This window comes from Streptomyces liliiviolaceus, from assembly GCF_018070025.1.
GTDB classification, from domain to species: Bacteria; Actinomycetota; Actinomycetes; order Streptomycetales; family Streptomycetaceae; genus Streptomyces; species Streptomyces liliiviolaceus.
Genome location: NZ_JAGPYQ010000001.1, coordinates 7,521,187 through 7,537,251 on the forward strand (window position 1 = coordinate 7,521,187; position 16,065 = coordinate 7,537,251).

General features: G+C 75.0%; 11 protein-coding genes. 10 read left to right on the plus strand and 1 reads right to left on the minus strand.

All coding sequences use genetic code 11. The features are described from left to right. Positions 1-2 precede the first annotated feature (2 nt). From J8N05_RS32050 to J8N05_RS32090, 9 genes are read left to right on the plus strand one after another with little or no spacing between them, the layout of a single operon-like run. Positions 3-3,245 (plus strand): non-ribosomal peptide synthetase, encoded by a 3,243-nt coding sequence (locus J8N05_RS32050; protein WP_210888981.1) that lies wholly within the window; start codon positions 3-5, stop codon positions 3,243-3,245. Continuing rightward, positions 3,242-7,702 (plus strand): non-ribosomal peptide synthetase, encoded by a 4,461-nt coding sequence (locus J8N05_RS32055; RefSeq protein WP_210888983.1) that lies wholly within the window; start codon positions 3,242-3,244, stop codon positions 7,700-7,702. Before J8N05_RS32050 ends, J8N05_RS32055 begins: the two co-directional genes overlap by 4 nt. Positions 7,703-7,748: 46 nt before the next feature. Continuing rightward, complete coding sequence (locus tag J8N05_RS32060; RefSeq protein WP_210888985.1) at positions 7,749-8,666, plus strand: GHMP family kinase ATP-binding protein; 918 nt, start codon at positions 7,749-7,751, stop codon at positions 8,664-8,666. An 11-nt stretch (positions 8,667-8,677) separates the two neighbouring features. Next, on the plus strand, positions 8,678-9,766 hold the full coding sequence (locus tag J8N05_RS32065) for a pyridoxal-phosphate dependent enzyme (RefSeq protein WP_210888987.1): 1,089 nt from the start codon (positions 8,678-8,680) through the stop codon (positions 9,764-9,766). Then, positions 9,763-11,001 (plus strand): ATP-grasp domain-containing protein, encoded by a 1,239-nt coding sequence (locus J8N05_RS32070; RefSeq protein ID WP_210888989.1) that lies wholly within the window; start codon positions 9,763-9,765, stop codon positions 10,999-11,001. Before J8N05_RS32065 ends, J8N05_RS32070 begins: the two co-directional genes overlap by 4 nt. Further along, positions 10,998-12,491 (plus strand): lyase family protein, encoded by a 1,494-nt coding sequence (locus tag J8N05_RS32075; RefSeq protein ID WP_210888991.1) that lies wholly within the window; start codon positions 10,998-11,000, stop codon positions 12,489-12,491. Before J8N05_RS32070 ends, J8N05_RS32075 begins: the two co-directional genes overlap by 4 nt. 11 nt (positions 12,492-12,502) lie before the next feature. Further along, positions 12,503-13,573, plus strand: a complete 1,071-nt coding sequence (locus tag J8N05_RS32080; protein WP_210888993.1) for a GntG family PLP-dependent aldolase — start codon at positions 12,503-12,505, stop codon at positions 13,571-13,573. Further along, positions 13,570-14,868, plus strand: coding sequence for an MFS transporter (locus J8N05_RS32085; protein ID WP_210888995.1), 1,299 nt, complete (start codon positions 13,570-13,572; stop codon positions 14,866-14,868). The genes J8N05_RS32080 and J8N05_RS32085 overlap by 4 nt, the downstream gene beginning before the upstream one ends. Then, positions 14,865-15,002 (plus strand): hypothetical protein, encoded by a 138-nt coding sequence (locus J8N05_RS32090; RefSeq protein ID WP_210888997.1) that lies wholly within the window; start codon positions 14,865-14,867, stop codon positions 15,000-15,002. The genes J8N05_RS32085 and J8N05_RS32090 overlap by 4 nt, the downstream gene beginning before the upstream one ends. 57 nt (positions 15,003-15,059) lie before the next feature. On the opposite strand, the gene J8N05_RS32095 is transcribed toward J8N05_RS32090, so the two are convergent. After that, positions 15,060-15,530 (minus strand): DUF6299 family protein, encoded by a 471-nt coding sequence (locus tag J8N05_RS32095; protein ID WP_210888999.1) that lies wholly within the window; start codon positions 15,528-15,530, stop codon positions 15,060-15,062. A gap of 278 nt (positions 15,531-15,808) precedes the next feature. Between J8N05_RS32095 and J8N05_RS32100 the strand changes: the two genes are divergently transcribed. After that, entirely contained in the window at positions 15,809-16,030 is a 222-nt protein-coding gene (locus tag J8N05_RS32100; protein ID WP_210889000.1) for a DUF5999 family protein, read from the plus strand. Positions 16,031-16,065 lie beyond the last annotated feature (35 nt).

Genomic DNA, 16,065 nt, shown 5'->3' on the forward strand with positions numbered 1-16,065 from the left:
CCATGTCTGCCACCCCCGGCCCCACCGGGGTCCAGGTGCCGCTCAGCCGCGACCAGGAACGAACCTGGTTCGTCGACCAGTTGAGCAGCTGCTCGTCCGACTACCTCATCCCGCTCCGGCTGCACTTCGCCGGGGCCCTCGACCGCGACGCGCTGCGCCGGGCGCTGGAAGCCCTGGTGGCCCGCCACGAGGTACTGCGCACCGGTGTCGTCGCGGGGGACGCGAGGCCCGTCGGAGTGGTCCGCCCGGCGGACGCGTTCCGGCTGCGGGAGACGACGGCGCCCGACGCGGGGGCGCTCGACGCGGCCCTCGCGAAGGAGGCGGCCACCCCGATGGACCTGGCCGCCGAACTGCCCGTGCGCGCCCTGCTGATCCGCCACGGCGAGCGTGAGCACACCCTCGTCCTGACGATCCATCACGTCGCCGCCGACGACTGGTCCTGTGCCCTCGTCTACGACGAACTGGCCGCCGACTACGCGGCCTTCACCGCGGGGGACCCGTCCCCGGTCCCGGCGCCCGCCGAGCCCTACCGCACGGTGGCCGCCCGCCTGGACGCCCTCGCCGACGAGGCGGAGCCGGCCGGGCTGGAGCACTGGCGCACCGCGCTGGCCGACCTCACCCCCTTCGAGGTGCCCTGCGACCGGCCCCGCCCCGCCGTCCGGGCCGGGCGGGGAGCGATGCGTACCGCCTTCGTGCTGCCGCCGAAGGTCGCCGAACCGCTCGTCGCGCTCGGCCGTTCCGTGGGGGCGACCCCCGCGATGCTGCTGACCGCCGCGGTCCAGGGCGTCCTGTACCGCTACACCGGCCGGCAGGACGTCACCACCGGCACCACCTACGCGCGCCGCGACGACCCCGCGACCGAACGCCTCCTGGGCGTCCTCATCAACATGCTGCCCCTGCGGGGCCGACCGGCCCCGGAGCTGACGTTCCGTCAATTCGTCGAGCAGTTCAGGGAGGTGTCGCTCGACGCGTTCGATCACGCCGATGTCCCCTTCGACCGGCTCGTGGGCGAGAGCGGCGCCGAGCGCGATCCCTCCCGCACCCCACTGTTCCAGATCCTGGTCAACTTCCGCACCGGCCGCCGCCGGGTCCCGGAGCTGCCGGACCTGACCGTCACCGAACTCCCGATGCCGTACGAGGGTGCCAAGTACGACCTCTGCGTCAGCTTCGAGCAGAGCGCCGCCGGGCTGTGGTGCGGCGTGAACTGGGACACCGCCCTGTACGACGACGACACGGTGGAACGCCTGGGACAGTGGCTGGAGCGGCTGCTGCGGCACGTCGCGGAGCGGCCCGACACCCTCCTCGACGACATCCCGCTGCTGTCGGGACCGGAGCAGGACGCCCTGCGCGCCCTGTCCCTGCGCCCGGCCGTCGACACCCCCCACCGCACCCTGCACGAACTGGTGTCCCTCAGGGCCGCGGCGCAGCCGGAGGCGGTCGCCCTGGTCGACGCCGACGGCACCACGACCAGCTACGCGGCACTGGAGGGGGCCGCCAACGCCGTCGCCCGCCGGCTGATCGCCCACGGGGTCGGGCCCGACATCCCCGTGGGCCTGCTGATCGACCGTTCCGTCCCGCTGGTCGTCGGCCTCCTCGGCATCCTCAAGGCGGGCGGCGCCTATCTGCCCATCGAGCCGGCCACGCCCGCCGCCCGGATCGCCACCCTGCTCACCGACGCCGGCGCCCCGGTCTGCCTCACCGCCCCGGAGCACGCGGGCACCGTCACCGCCGGGGGTGCCGTCCCGCTCACCGTCGACCCGGACGACCGGGCGGCTCCCCCGGCCGTGTCCGTCCACCCCGACCACCTGTGCGCCGTCTACTACACGTCCGGCTCCACCGGCCGGCCCAAGGGCGTGGCCTGCACGCACCGCGGCTGGGTCAACCGGATGGCGTGGATGCAGCACCGGCACGGTCTGCGGCCGGGCGAGACGGTCCTGCACAAGACGACCCTGCCGTTCGACGACGCGGCCGTCGAGATCCTCTGGCCGCTGATCACCGGGGGCACGGTGGCGCTGCTGCCGCCCGGTCTGCACCGCGACCCGCGGGCGCTGGTCGACGCCGCCGTCCGCCACCGCGCCGTCCATGTGCAGTTCGTGCCCAGCGTCCTCGACCTCTTCCTCGAAGAACTCACCCCCGACGACGTCACCGCGCTGCGCCGGAACCTGCGCAGCGTCCTGTCCAGCGGCGAGGCGCTGCGCCCGGTGCTCGTGGAGCGCTTCCGTGCCGCGTTCGGCGACGCTGTCAGCCTGGACAACACCTGGGGCGCCACCGAGGTGTCCATCGACTCCACGTTCCACGTCTGCGGCCCCGAGGACACCCGCGGCACCGGCGCGGTCAGCCTCGGCCGGCCCATGGACAACAACGAGGTGCTGGTCCTCGACCACCGCCTCTCCCCCCTGCCGCCCGGCGTCCCCGGCGAGCTGTGCATCGCCGGCATGGGCCTGGCCCGCGGTTATCTGGGCGACCCCGCCAAGACGGCCGGCGCGTTCGTCCCGCACCCCTACCGGCCCGGCGAGCGCGTGTACCGGACCGGCGACCGCGGCCGGATGCGACCGGACGGCACCTTCGTCTACCTGGAGCGGATGGACCGCCAGGTGAAGGTGCGCGGCGTCCGGGTGGAGCTGGGGGAGGTCGAGGCCGCGCTGCGCGAACACCGCGCGGTGACGGACGCCGCGGTGGTGACCCGCCGCGTCCCCTCCGGCGATCTGCGGCTGGCCGCCTACGTCGCCCTCGACGACGCCGGGGCGACCGTCCACGAGCTGCGCGAGCACCTGTCCGCGCGACTGCCCGGGTACGCGGTGCCCTCGATCCTCACCGTGCTGGACGCGCTCCCCCGCTCGGCCAGCGGAAAGCTCAGCCCCTCGCTGCTTCCCGAGCCCGACCCGGCCGACCACCAGAGCGCGGACCACGTCGCTCCCCGCGACGAGACCGAGCGGATCATCGCCGACATCTGGGCCGACGTGCTCTCCCTGCCCCGCATCGGCGTCCTCGACGACTTCTTCTCCCTCGGCGGCCACTCCCTGATCGCCACCCGGGCCGTCAACCGCATGCGGCAGGCCTTCGACGCCCGGCTCCCGCTCAGCGTGATCTTCGAGCGGCCGACCGTCGCCGGAACGGCGGAGTACATCCACGACCTGATCCTGGCCGAGATCGAGGCGATGTCCGACGACGAGGCACGCCGGCTCCTCACGGAGACCTCCCCGGTCACCACTCCCGCGGACCACGAACGAGGTGCGACACGATGAAGACCCCCCTGCTGCACGAGGCGTTCCTCAAGCACGCCCTGCGCTCCCCCGACGCCCCGGCCCTGCTGTGGTCGGACGGCACCATGACCTACGGAACCCTGGAGCGCCGCTCGGCGGTGCTGGCCGACCGGCTGCTGGCCGCCGGGGTCGGCCGGGGCGACCTGGTCGGGGTCTGCGTCGGCCGCGGCCCCGCGCTGCCCACCGCCCTGCTCGCCGTCATGCGGGCGGGCGCCGCCTGGGTCCCGCTCGACCCGTCCTACCCGCAGGACCGGCTGGAGTACATGCTCGACGACTCCGGCGTCTCCCTGGTGATCGCGGACGAGTCCTCGGCCCGCCGGCTGCCGGCGGGCGTCCGCGTCCTGGACCCGGAGGGCGCCGACGAGAGTGCCCCGGCCGCCCTGCCCTCCGTGGGCCGCGGAGATCTCGCCTACGTCATCTACACCTCCGGCTCCACCGGCCGGCCCAAGGGCGTCCTCGTCGAACACGGGAGCGTCGCCGCCACCATCGCCGGGATGCGCGCCGAGTGGGGCGTGGGGGCGGGCGAACGCGTCCTCCAGTTCGCCCCGTCCAGCTTCGACGCCTCCGTCCTGGAGACCGGCGTCGCCCTGACCGGCGGGGCCGCGCTGGTCCTGGCCGACGCCGACAGCGTGGTGCCGGGCCCCGGCCTGGTGGACCTGATGGACCGCCTCGCGGTGACCTTCACCCTGCTGCCGCCGTCGGTCGTCGCGGCGCTCCCGGACGCCGAACTGCCCGCGCTGCGCACCCTGGTCTGCGGCGGCGAGGCGCTGCCCGCGGAGATCGTGGCCCGCTGGGGCCGCGGCCGGCGCGTCTTCAACGCCTACGGGCCGACCGAGATCTCCATCGTCGCCACCACGGGCGAGGTGAGCGGATCGGGGACGCCCGACATCGGACGCCCGCTGCCGGGCGTACGGATCGACCTGCTGGACAAGGAAGGGCTGCCGGTGCCGCCCGGCGAGGTCGGCGAACTCGTCGTCTCCGGCGCCGGAGTGACCCGCGGCTACCTCGGCCGCCCCGCCCTGACCGCGGAACGGTACGTCCCCACCGGGAACGGGCGCGCCTACCGCACCGGCGACCTCGCCCGCCGACTGCCCGACGGCCGCTACGCGTACGCCGGGCGCGCCGACCACCAGGTCAAGATCCGCGGCTTCCGCGTCGAACCGGGCGAGATCGCCGAGGTGCTGCGCGCGCACCCCGCCGTCTCGGACTCCGTCGTCGTCGCGCGCGGCACCGTCCTGGTCGGCTACGTGTCCGCCCCGGACACCCCGGTGCACCCCGCCGACCTGCGGGCCTGGTGCGCACGCACCCTGCCCGCCCACATGGTTCCCTCCACCGTGGTCGTGCTGCCCGCGCTGCCCCTCACCCCGAGCGGCAAGGTGGACCGCCGGGCGCTGCCCTCGCCGTACAGGTCCGGGGTGAGCAGCGGCGACGAACCGGCCACGCCCACCGAGCAGGCCGTCGCCGCGCTGATGTCGGAGCTGCTCGGCGGCACACCCGCCGGCGCCACCGACGACTTCTTCCAACTCGGCGGCCACTCGCTGCTGGTGGGACGCCTCGCCGCCCGTATCCGCGGCGACCTCGGCACCGACATCCCGCTCTCCCACCTCTTCCACCACGCCACGCCCCGGAAGATCGCCGCGCTGGTCGACGGCGGCGCCTCGCTCGACGAGGGCGAAGCCGTCCCCGAGGTGCCCCCGATGCGGCACGCGGACCGCAGCCGGCCGATCCCGCTGTCCTTCCCCCAGGAGCGCGTCTGGTTCCTCGAACAGCTCTCGCCCCTCAACGAGGCGTACCGGATGCAGGCCACCCTCACCCTGCGCGGCCCCCTGGACATGACCGCCCTGCGCGCCGCGCTCACCGAGCTGGTCCGCCGCCACGAGATCCTGCGCACCGCGTTCCGCGAGGTCGACGGGGTGCCCGCGCAGTGCCCCGTGGAGATGGACGCCATCACCGTCGACGTGCCCCTGGTGGACCTCACCGCCCTGTCCGAGGACGAACGCGAGTGCGCCTGGGAGGAGTTGACGGCCAAGGAGCAGGCCACGCCGTTCGACGTCGAGAAGCCCCCGCTGGCCCGCTGGGTGGTGGCCAGGGACGCCCCCGACTCCCACCGGCTGCTCCATGTGGAGCACCATCTGGTGCACGACGGCTGGTCGTTCGCGGTCTTCGTGAAGGAACTCACCGCTCTGTACAGCGTGTTCGCCGAGGGCGCCGTCGCCCCGCCGGAGCCCCGCTTCCAGTTCGCCGATCTCGCCGCCTGGCAGCGGTCCTGGCTGGACGGGCCCGTGATGGACCGCTACATCGGTCACTGGGCGAAGGCCCTGGACGGGGCCCCCGCGGCGCTCGAACTGCCCACCGACCGGCCCCGCCCGCCGGAGTTCACCTTCCGCGGCGACGTCGTACGGCTGACCCTCGATCCCGACGAGTACCACCGTCTGCGCGAGCGGGCCCGGGAGTTCGGGGTCACCCTCTATTCGACGATGCTGACCGCGTTCGCCGCCCTGCTGTCGCGGTACGCGGACCAGACCGACTTCGTGCTCGGCGTCGGGGTGGCCAACCGCAGGCTCGCCGAGGCTGAGCGCCTGATCGGGATGATGGTCAACACGGTGCCGCTGCGGGTCCGCCTCGACGGCGATCCCACGTTCCGGCAGCTGCTGGAGCAGGTCCACGGCACGGCGGTCGAGGGATACACCTGGCAGGACGTGCCCCTGCAGAAGCTCGTCAAGGCCCTCGCCCCCACCCGTGACCTGTCCCGCAACCCGCTGTTCTCCGCCATGTTCAGCTTCCACGACTCCGCCGTCCCCGACCTCGACTTCGCCGGACTGCGCGGCGAGGTGTTCATGGGGCACAACGGGTCCGCGAAGGCCGACCTGAACATCGTCGCCATCCCCCGCGCCGAGCAGCGCGTGGGCAAGCGCCCCAGCAGCGAGGACGACTCGCTGACCATCATCTGGGAGTACGCCACCGACCTGTTCGACGCCGGGACCATGCGGAGCATGGTGGCGGCCTACCGCGACCTGCTGCGCGCCGCGCTCGACGAGCCCGACCTGCCGGTGTCCAGGTTCCCCCTCACCAGCGCGGCTCCGGCGCCGGCCGCCGGGGCCGCCTCCGCCGGGCCCACGGTGGTGGAACTGGTGGAGCGGCACATCGCCGAGCACCCCGACCGGACGGCCCTGAGCGCGGGACCGGAATCCGTCACGTACCGCGAACTGGGCGCCCGCGCCGACCTGCTGGCGGAGGCGCTGGCCCGGCAGGGTGCCGGACCCGGCCGCCCCGCCGCCCTGCGGCTGCCGCCCGGCACCGACCTGGTGGCCGCGCTGCTGGCCGCCGCCCGTACCGGGATCCCGGCGCGGGTCCTCGCCCCCGGAACCGAACCGTCGGCGCAGTCGTCGGCCGAACCGCCGGCCGCGGAAGCCCTCGTCACCGAGGCCCTGACACGACCGGGCGGGGACTTCGGCCCCGGCAAGCGGAACGGCGGCGGGCACCGGCCGGCCGGCAGTGACGTACTGGCGCTGGTGGGCCGGGACGAGATCACCCACGCCGCGCTCACCGGCGCGGTCGCCGCACTCGACTCCCTCGGCTTCGGGGCGGGACACGTCCCGCAGACCGCCGAGGCCGACAGTTCCCTGTTCCTCCTTGAGGTGTGGACCACCCTGGCCCGCGGCGGCACCCTCGTCCTCACCGGGGCACCGGCGCCCTCGCCCGCCGCGCTGGCCGCCCTGCTCGCCGGGCGGCGGGAGCCGTTCTCCGCGCTTCTCCTGCCCGACACGACCGTCAACACCCTGCTCGCGCACCACCGCGAGGCGCTGGGCCACGGCGCCGACGCCGTCCTCGCGATCGGCGCCGACACCGATCCCGCCGCCCTGCGCGAACCCGTCGGCGCCCGCCTCGCCACCGGATTCGGCACCCCCGGTCTGCCGCTGGCCCTGTACCGGCCGCACGACGGCGAGCCGGGACCCGCCGCGGTCGTCGTGCCGGTCGGTCTGCCCGTGCCCGGCGTCGCCGCCGCCGTCCTGGACGGTTACGGCGAGCCGCTGCCCGCCGGGGTGCCCGGCGAACTCCACCTCGCGCGGGGCGCGGGGGCGCGGTTCGCCCCCACCGGCCACCGGGCCCGCCACAGTGCCGCCGGCGGCTTCGAGATCCTCGGCGCGATCGGGGTCTGGCCGACCGTCTCGGGCTTCCGCGTCGCACCCTACGAGACCCGCACCCGGCTGACCTCGCACCGCGGGATCGCCGAGGCGGCGGTCGTCAGCGCCGACGGCGAACTCCACGCCTACCTCGTACCGCACAGCGGTGCCGTCCTCCCGGACGACGGCGAACTCGTCGACTTCCTCGCCGAGTCGCTGCCCGACTACCAGATCCCCGCCCGCTTCGTGGCGGTGCCCACGCTGCCCGCGAGGGCGACCCGACTCACCGCGCCGAGGCCGGCCACGCGCCCGTGACCGCCCCCGACCCCGACCCTCGATCGAGGTAGCCATGCTGCACGACATGTCCACAGCACCGTCCGGGACGGCGGTCCGCATCCGGGGAACCCACCACAGCGTCGGCCACCACGGAGAGATCCTCCAGGGTGTCTTCGAGTCCGACGGACGCCTGCGCCGCGCACTGATCACCCTCCCCTGCCCCCTCTACGAGTCCCACGCCGTCTTCGAACCGTCCGACACGAGCACCGGGGTCACCGTCCTCGACCCCTGGCGGACCAAGGCCGCCCGGGCCGCCGAACTCGCCCTGCGCACCCTGGGCGGCGCCCTCACCGGCGGCACCCTCGGCCTGACCAGCAACATCCCGCCCGGTCGCGGCTTCGGCTCGTCCACCGCCGACGTCGTGGCGGCCATCGGGGCCGTGTACGACGCCGCCGGGCGCCGCCCCAGCCCCGCGCAGTACGCCGCCCTGGCCGTCGCGGCCGAGACCGCCTCCGACGCGCTCATGTACGCCCACCGGGCCGTCCTGTTCGCGCACCGCGAGGGGGAGGTCATCGAGGAACTGGGCGGCCCCCTGATGCCGGTGGCCGTCGTCGGCTTCGGCACCAGCGAGGACAGCGCGGGCACCGACACGCTCGCCCTGCCGCCCGCGCGCTACTCGGTCTGGGAGATCGAGGCGTTCCGCCCCCTGCTCGGCGCGGCCCGCCGGGCCGTCCGCACCGGTGACGTCGCCCTGCTCGGCCGGGTGGCGACCGCCAGTGCGCGGCTCAACCAGCGCCACCTGCCCGTCCCCGGGCTCCCGGACCTGCTGCGGGTCACCGAGGCGGTGGGCGCGGCCGGGCTCCAGGTCGCGCACAGCGGTGACGTGGCCGGGCTCCTCTTCGACCCCGACCTGCCCGATCTCGCCACCCGCACCGACGACGCCCGCAAGCGCCTCGCCGACCTGGGCATCGGCGACTCCTGGTACTTCACCACCAAGAACTGAGAGCGGAGACCATGAGATCACCCACTCTGCCCGCGGCCAGCGACTCGGTCGTCGAGGCGACCGTCCTGCCGCGGCTCATACGCCTCGGCCCCAACCTGTGCGTCGCCGCGTTCACCCTGATGAAGCTGCTCCCGGCCCGCTTCATGCTCGACCGGGCCGAACAGCGCGGCGAACTCGCCCCCGACACCACGGTCCTGGAGACCTCGTCGGGCACCTTCGCCCTCGGCCTGGCGATGGTGTGCCGGCTGCGCGGCTATCCCCTGGTCATCGTCGGCGACCCGGCCATCGACCCCGCGCTGCGCCGCAGGCTCGGCGAGCTGGGCGCCCGGGTCGAGATCTGCACCGAGCCCAGCCCGCGCGGAGGCTTCCAGCAGGCCCGGCTCGACCGGCTGGAGGAACTGCGGAGCATCTACCCCGACCACTACGTCCCGGGCCAGTACGACAACCCGGACAACCCCAACGCGTACGCCGCGGTGGCCGAGCAGATCGCGGAGACCGTCGGCGCCGTGGACTGCCTGGTCGGACCGGTGGGCTCCGGAGGGTCGACCGGGGGCACCGCCGCCTTCCTGCGGCTGCCCCAGCCGCACATGCGCCTCATCGGCGTGGACACCTCCCCCAGCGCCATCTTCGGCCAGACCGACGGGCCCCGTATCGTGCGCGGCCTCGGCAACAGCCTCGTACCGCCCAACGTCAGCCACGACGCCTACGACGAGGTGCACTGGGCGGGCCCCGCGGAGGTCGTCCGGGCCACCCGCGAACTGCACGCCCGGCACGCCCTCTACATGGGCCCCACCAGCGGCGCGTCCTTCCTCGTCGCCCGCTGGTACGCCGAACGCAACCCCGACGCCCAGGTGGTGGCCTTCCTGCCGGACGAGGGGCACCGGTACCAGGACTCGGTCTACCGGGACGAGTGGCTCGCGGAGCGGGGCCTGCTGGACGGCCCGGTCGCCGGCGCGCCCCGCACCGTCACCGATCCCGGTGACGCGGTCGGGGGGTGGGCGCGCATGGAGTGGCGCCGCCGCTCCCTCGACGACGCCCTGCGCGGCACCGCCGCCCGTCCGGACCCCGTGTCCGCCCCCGTCCCCGTGGAGCAGCGATGACCGAGCCGTTCCTGGTCCTCGTCGAGTCCAACACCTCCGGTACGGGGCCGCTGTTCGCCCGGCGCGCCCGGGACCTCGGGGTCCGGCCGGTGCTGCTGGCCGAGGACCCCGGCCGCTACGGCTACGCCCGGACCGAGGACATCACCGTGGTCGAGGCCGACACGTCGAGCGCCGGGGCGGTCCTCGACGCGATCGCCGCGCTCGGCGCCGGTCCGCCGGCCGGGGTGACCACCAGTTCCGACTATTTCGTCCCCGTCGCCGCCGAGGCGGCGCACGCGCTCGGCCTGCCGGGGCCCGACCCCGGGGCCGTGACCCGGTGCCGGCACAAGGGACATCAGCGGGCGGCGCTCGCCGCGGGGGGTGTGCCCGTGGCCGCCCACACCCTGGTGACCGACGCCGGCGCCGTCCTCGACGCCGTGGGACGCACGGGACCGCCGGTGGTGCTCAAACCCGCCGACGGCTCCGGCAGCACCGGTGTCCGCCTGTGCCGCGACCGTGCGCAGGCCGCCGAGCACGCGGCCCGCCTGCTGGCCCGTACGCACAACGAGCGCGGCATCCCGACCGCTCCCGGCCTCCTCGTGGAGGAGTACGTGGACGGGCCCGAGTTCTCGGTCGAGGTGTTCGGCCGCACTGCCGTCGCCGTCGTGGGCAAACACCTCGGCGCCGCCCCGCACTTCGTCGAGACGGGGCACGACGTACCCGCACCCGTGCCCACCGGCACGGCACAGCTCCTCGCGGACACGGCCGTGGCGGCGGTGAAGGCGCTCGGTCTCGGCCACGGCGCGGCCCATGTCGAACTGCGGCTGGCCGCCCGGGGACCCGTGCTCATCGAGGTCAACCCACGGCTCGCGGGCGGCATGATCCCCGAGCTGATCCGGTCCGCCCTGGGGATCGACCTGGTCGCCGCCCAGGTCGGCGCGGCCCTCGGCCACCGGCCCGACATGGAACCCCGTACCGCGCACCACGCCGCACTGCGCTTCCTCGTGGTCGACGAACCCTCGGTGCTCGACGATCCGCCCCCGGCCCCCGCGGATCCGGCGCGGTACGTCACCGCCGCGGTCCTCACGGGAAGCCGCGGCGTCCCGCTCGTCCCGCGGCACGACCACCGCGACCGCGTCGGCCACGCCACCGCCACCGCCCCCAGTGCCTCCGCCGCCGCGCGGGCGGCGGAGGAGGCACTGGCCGGGCTGCGCACCTCCCTACGACCGCGACGCGCCGAGGAGAGCCCCGTATGACCGTCACCGCCGACGCCACCGCGACCGCCACCGGACGTCTGACCTCCGCCGTGCACCCGGCAGCCGCGGAGATCCTCTTCGAGAGGCATCTGCGGGTCCCCCCGGACCCGGTGGCCGCCGAACTGGGCCCCACCAGCGAGGTGGACCGCGCCCATGTCGTGATGCTCACCGAGCAGGGCGTCATCGAGCGCGGGACGGCCGCCCGGCTGCTCGCCGGCATCGAGGAACTGCGCGCCGCCGACTTCGCCCCGCTGCGGCACCTCCCCGCCCCGCGCGGCCGCTACCTCGCCTACGAGGGGCACCTCGTGGACACCCTGGGCGAGGAGACCGGCGGCGTCCTGCACAGCGGCCGTTCCCGCAACGACCTCAACGCCACCGTTCTCAGGCTCCAGTTGCGCCGCCCCTACGACCGGCTGCTCACCGAGACGGACGCCCTCGGCCGGGCCCTCGTCGACCGGGGCCGTCGCTGGCACACCACCGTCATGCCCGCCTACACCCACCACCAGCCCGCCGTGCCCATCACCTACGGCCACTATCTCGCCGGGGTCGCCGCGGCCCTCGTACGGGATCTGGACCAGCTCGACCACGCGGGCCGCGAACTCGGCGAGAACCCGCTCGGCGCCGGGGCCGTCGGGGGCACCACCCTGCCCGTCGACGCGGCCCGCACCACCGAACTGCTGGGCTTCGACGCGCCCCTCGCCAACTCCCTGCACGCCGTGGCGTCCCGGGACGTGGTGCTGCGGCTGCTCGCCGCCTGCACCGTCCTCGGTGTGCTCCTGACCCGGACCGCCCACGACCTCCAGTCCTGGACCAGTGCCGAGAACCCCCTGCTCGTCCTGCCCGACGACCTGGTCGGCAGCAGCTCGATGATGCCGCAGAAGCGCAACCCGTTCCTGCTGGAGAACATCCAGGGCAGGGCGGCGGGCGCGCTCGGCGCGCTCACGGCGGCCACCGCGGCCATGTCGACCGCGCGGTACACCAACGCCATCGCCGTGGGCACCGAGGCGGTCGGCCATGTGTGGTCCGCCCTGGAGGCCACCACCGACGCCGTGGTCCTGCTGCGGCTGATGATCGAGGGCGCGGAGCCCGACGGGGAGGCCATGCGGCGGCGCGCCGCGCACGGGCAGACCGCCGCCACCGCGCTCGCCGAGCGCCTCGTCGTGGCGGGGGTGCCGTTCCGCACCGCCCACCACACGGTCGGCGACATCAGCAGGGTGGCCCTCGTCACCGGCCGGTCCTTCGAGGCCACCGCCGCCGAGCGCCTGGTCGACCACCCCCGCGAACTGCTCGACGCCCTCGACCCCGACTCGGTGGCCGCCTCCGCGGGCGCGGGAGGCGGGCCCGCCCCGGCCGCCGTGACCGCGGCCCTCGACGACGCCGCCGCCCGCCTCGACGGGCTCGGCGCCGCCGCCGACGCCCGCAGGAACCGCTGGACGGCCGCCGGACGCGCGCTCGCCGACGCCGTGTCGACCCTGATCCGCCAACCGTGAGGAGCCCGGCCATGAGCCACGTCGTGGAACTGCGCAGCGACACGTTCACCCTGCCCACCCCCCGTATGCTCGCCGCCGCCACCGCGGCGCGGCTCGGCGACGACGTCTACGGCGAGGACCCGACCGTCGCCGAACTGGAGTCCCTGTCGGCCAAGTTGCTGGGCAAGGAGGCCGGCTGCCTGATGCCCAGCGGCACCATGGCCAACCTCGCCGCCCTCCTCACCCACAGCCCGCGCGGCGGCAAGGCCGTCGTCGGCGCCGAGTCGGACATCTACGTCTACGAGGCGGGCGGCGCCTCGGTGTTCGGCGGCATCGTCTACGAGCCCATCACCGCCGCCGAGGACGGCACCTTGCCGCTGGACGCGGTGGCCGACGCGTTCGAGGTCGACCGGGACGACCCCCAGTTCGCGCTGCCCGCCGTCCTCACCCTGGAGACCCCGCACAACCGCCGCGGCGGCATCCCCCTCACCCCCGGCTACCTCGCGGCGGCCGGCGCCCTCGCCCGCAGGCACGGTGTCGCCCTGCATCTGGACGGGGCCCGCATCTTCAACGCGGCCCTCGCGCTCGGCGTACCGGCCGCCGACCTCGCCGCTCCGGCGGACACCGTCCAGTTCTGCCTGTCCAAGGGGCTGTCCGCGCCGATCGGGTCGATGCTCGTCGGCGACGAGGCGTCCATCGCGACCGCCCGCCGCTACCGCAAGATGCTCGGCGGCGGGATGCGGCAGGCGGGCATGATCGCGGCGTGCGGGATCGTCGCCCTGACCGACATGACCGACCGCCTCGCCGACGACCACGCGCACGCCCGCAGGCTGGCCGAAGGCCTCGCGGACGTCCCCGGTCTGCGGCTCGACCCGGAGCCGCCGCGCACCAACATGGTGTTCTTCGCCGTGGACGACGAGGGCACCTCCCACACCACCGAGTCCCTGATCGAGGCGGCGCGCGTCCGGGGCGTCCACCTCGCCGAACTGGGGCGGGGCCGCATCCGGGCGGTCACCCACTCGGGCGTCACGGCCGCCGACGTCGACCGGGCCGTGGACGTGCTCGCGGACGCGGTGGCCGCCGCTCCCCGGACCACGCGGTGAGCGAACCGCCCACCGCCACCGCGCTCGCGCCCCCGCCCGCCTCCCTGCGGCACCACCGTGCGTTCCGGCTCTTCTGGGCGGCCGACTCGGTCAGCCAGTTCGGCACGTACGTCGGCAACGCCCTGCTGCCGCTGCTGGCCGCCACCACCCTGGCGGCGACCCCGCTGGAGATGGGGCTGCTCAGCGCCGCGGAGACCATGGGCTATCTGCTGATCGGGCTGCCCGCGGGGGTGTGGGTGGCCCGGGCCCGGCAGCGGCGCCTGATGCGGCGCGCCAACACCGGCCGGGCGCTGCTGCTGTGCACGATCCCGGTGGCCTGGTGGAGCGGCCTGCTCACGGTCGCCCAGCTCATCGCCGTCGCCCTGCTGTGCGGCGTCCTCGCCGTCCTCTTCGACGTCGCCTACCAGTCGCATCTGCCGGCGCTGGTCGACCGCGACCGGCTCCTGGAAGGCAACGCCCGCCTCCAGTCCAGCCAGTCCCTGGCCCAGATCACCGGGCCCGGCATCGGCGGCTCCCTCGTCCAGCTGGCGGGGCCCGCCGCTCCCGTGCTGGCGACGGCCGCCGGCTATCTGACATCCAGTGTGCTGCTGCGCCGCGTACGCGAACCGGACCCGGCGAACCCTCCGGACGGCACGGGCCCGCCGCTGCTCGCCGAGATCGGCGCGGGGCTGCGTTTCATGGCCCGGCACCGCACCCTGCTCGCCATCACGGGCTGCACCGCGACCGCCAACTTCTTCGCCGGTGTGCTCGGTGCCGTACAGGTCCTCTTCCTGACCGGCGACCTCGGCCTCAGCGGATCCGCCGCCGGGGCCACCCTGGGCGTCCTCGGTCTGGGCGGGGTGCTCGGCGCGCTCTCGGCGCACCGCGTCGTCCGCCGGATCGGCCAGGCCCGCGCGGTCTGGCTGGTGCCGCTGACCACGTTCCCGGCCCTGCTGCTGGTGCCGCTCGCGGGCCGGGGCGCCCTGCTCGCCCTCGCCCCGGCGCTGGCCGGTCTGCTCGTCACCGGCTACGGCGTCGTCGTGTACAACGTCGCCCAGGTCAGCTACCGCCAGGTGGTCTGTCCCGAGGCGATGCTGGCCAGGGCGAACGCCACCGTCCGCTTCCTCGGCTTCGGCGCGGTGACGCTCGGGGCGCTGCTCGGAGGCGTGCTCGGCGAGTCCGTCGGGATCAGGGGCACGCTGTGGATCGCGGCCTGCGGCACGTCCCTGGCCGCCGCGTGGGTGGTGTGCTCGCCGCTGCGCGGCATGCGGGACTTCGCCCCCGCGCCGACGGAGGCGCCCACGACCGGAAGGTGACGGCGACCGCGACCGCCGGGCCTGCCGCCGTGACCGCGACCGCGACCGCCGACCAGGCCGCCATCGCGGTCGCCGCCCCGGCCGTCCGCCGAGCCGCGTGCGCTCGGCGGACGGCCGGGGCGTGGCACCGCTGACATGACATCAGCGAACGTCGGGCGCCGTCGGACGGAATCAGATGCCGTCAGGCGGAATCAGGCGACGTCGGCCACGAGTGTCACGGACTGTTCGGCGGCCGCGTGGAACATCGGCAGCGGCAGGCCGCCGGAGCGCAGCTCCATCACCGACGCCTCGACCGTCGCCGCACCCGCCTCGAAGCGGCCCGGGTCCGTCCGGTCCGTGTTCGTCCAGCGGTGCTCGGCACCGTCGCACACCGCCTGCGTGCCGCCCACGCTCTTGCGTACCCGGCTGTCCCCCTGGCTCAGGGAGGAGCTGACGAAGGTCCGGCCGGTGCCGCCCGTACAGCGGTACGTGCCGGACAGGGTGACGGTGCCGTCGGCGGCGAGGCGGCCCGTCGGGTCGACGGTCACCGTCTCCGACAGCCCGGCCGGTCCTGCCGGTCCGGCGGAGCCGCCCTGCCCGGACACCGCGCCCGCGGAGGGCGCGGCGAGCAGCAGCAGCGCCGCCGTGACGGCGGCCGAGCCGGCGACCTGGTGGAATCTCATCGGAAGTACCTCCCGGAGTGGGGGTGGAGCGGGGGCCTCCAGGGGTACCGGCCCGGCGGACCCGCGGGCGTGACCCTCACTCCTTTGGTGGCGAGTTGGCGGCGGGTCGGTGGCGGGTTCATGGCGGGGCCGCCCCGTCCGTCCTGGACTCGTCCGAGTGTTGTCCGCGTGTTGTCACGACTCTTCTCCCGCTGTTCCGATGAGTTCGCGACGGGCGCATGGTCTATCCATACGGACGACGAAAACGCCGCCCGACTCCTCGCAGGTGGAGGCCCATCATGTGTTCTCGCCAGCCTTCGTGCCCGTCCGCCGACCGCACCGCCCGGACCGGTCACGACGACCGTTCCGACGCGCACATCGTCTCCGCGCACCCCGAGCAGGGCTGGTACCTGCTGTGCGACGGCGCGATCGTCTTCGACGACACGGGCGCGCTGCTGCCCGACGGGCGGGTCGTCGCCCCGCACCGGGTGCCGGTCGAGCAGCTGGCCATCGCCGCCTGACCCTCTCGGCGTCCCAGCCCGCCCCTCCTCTCCCC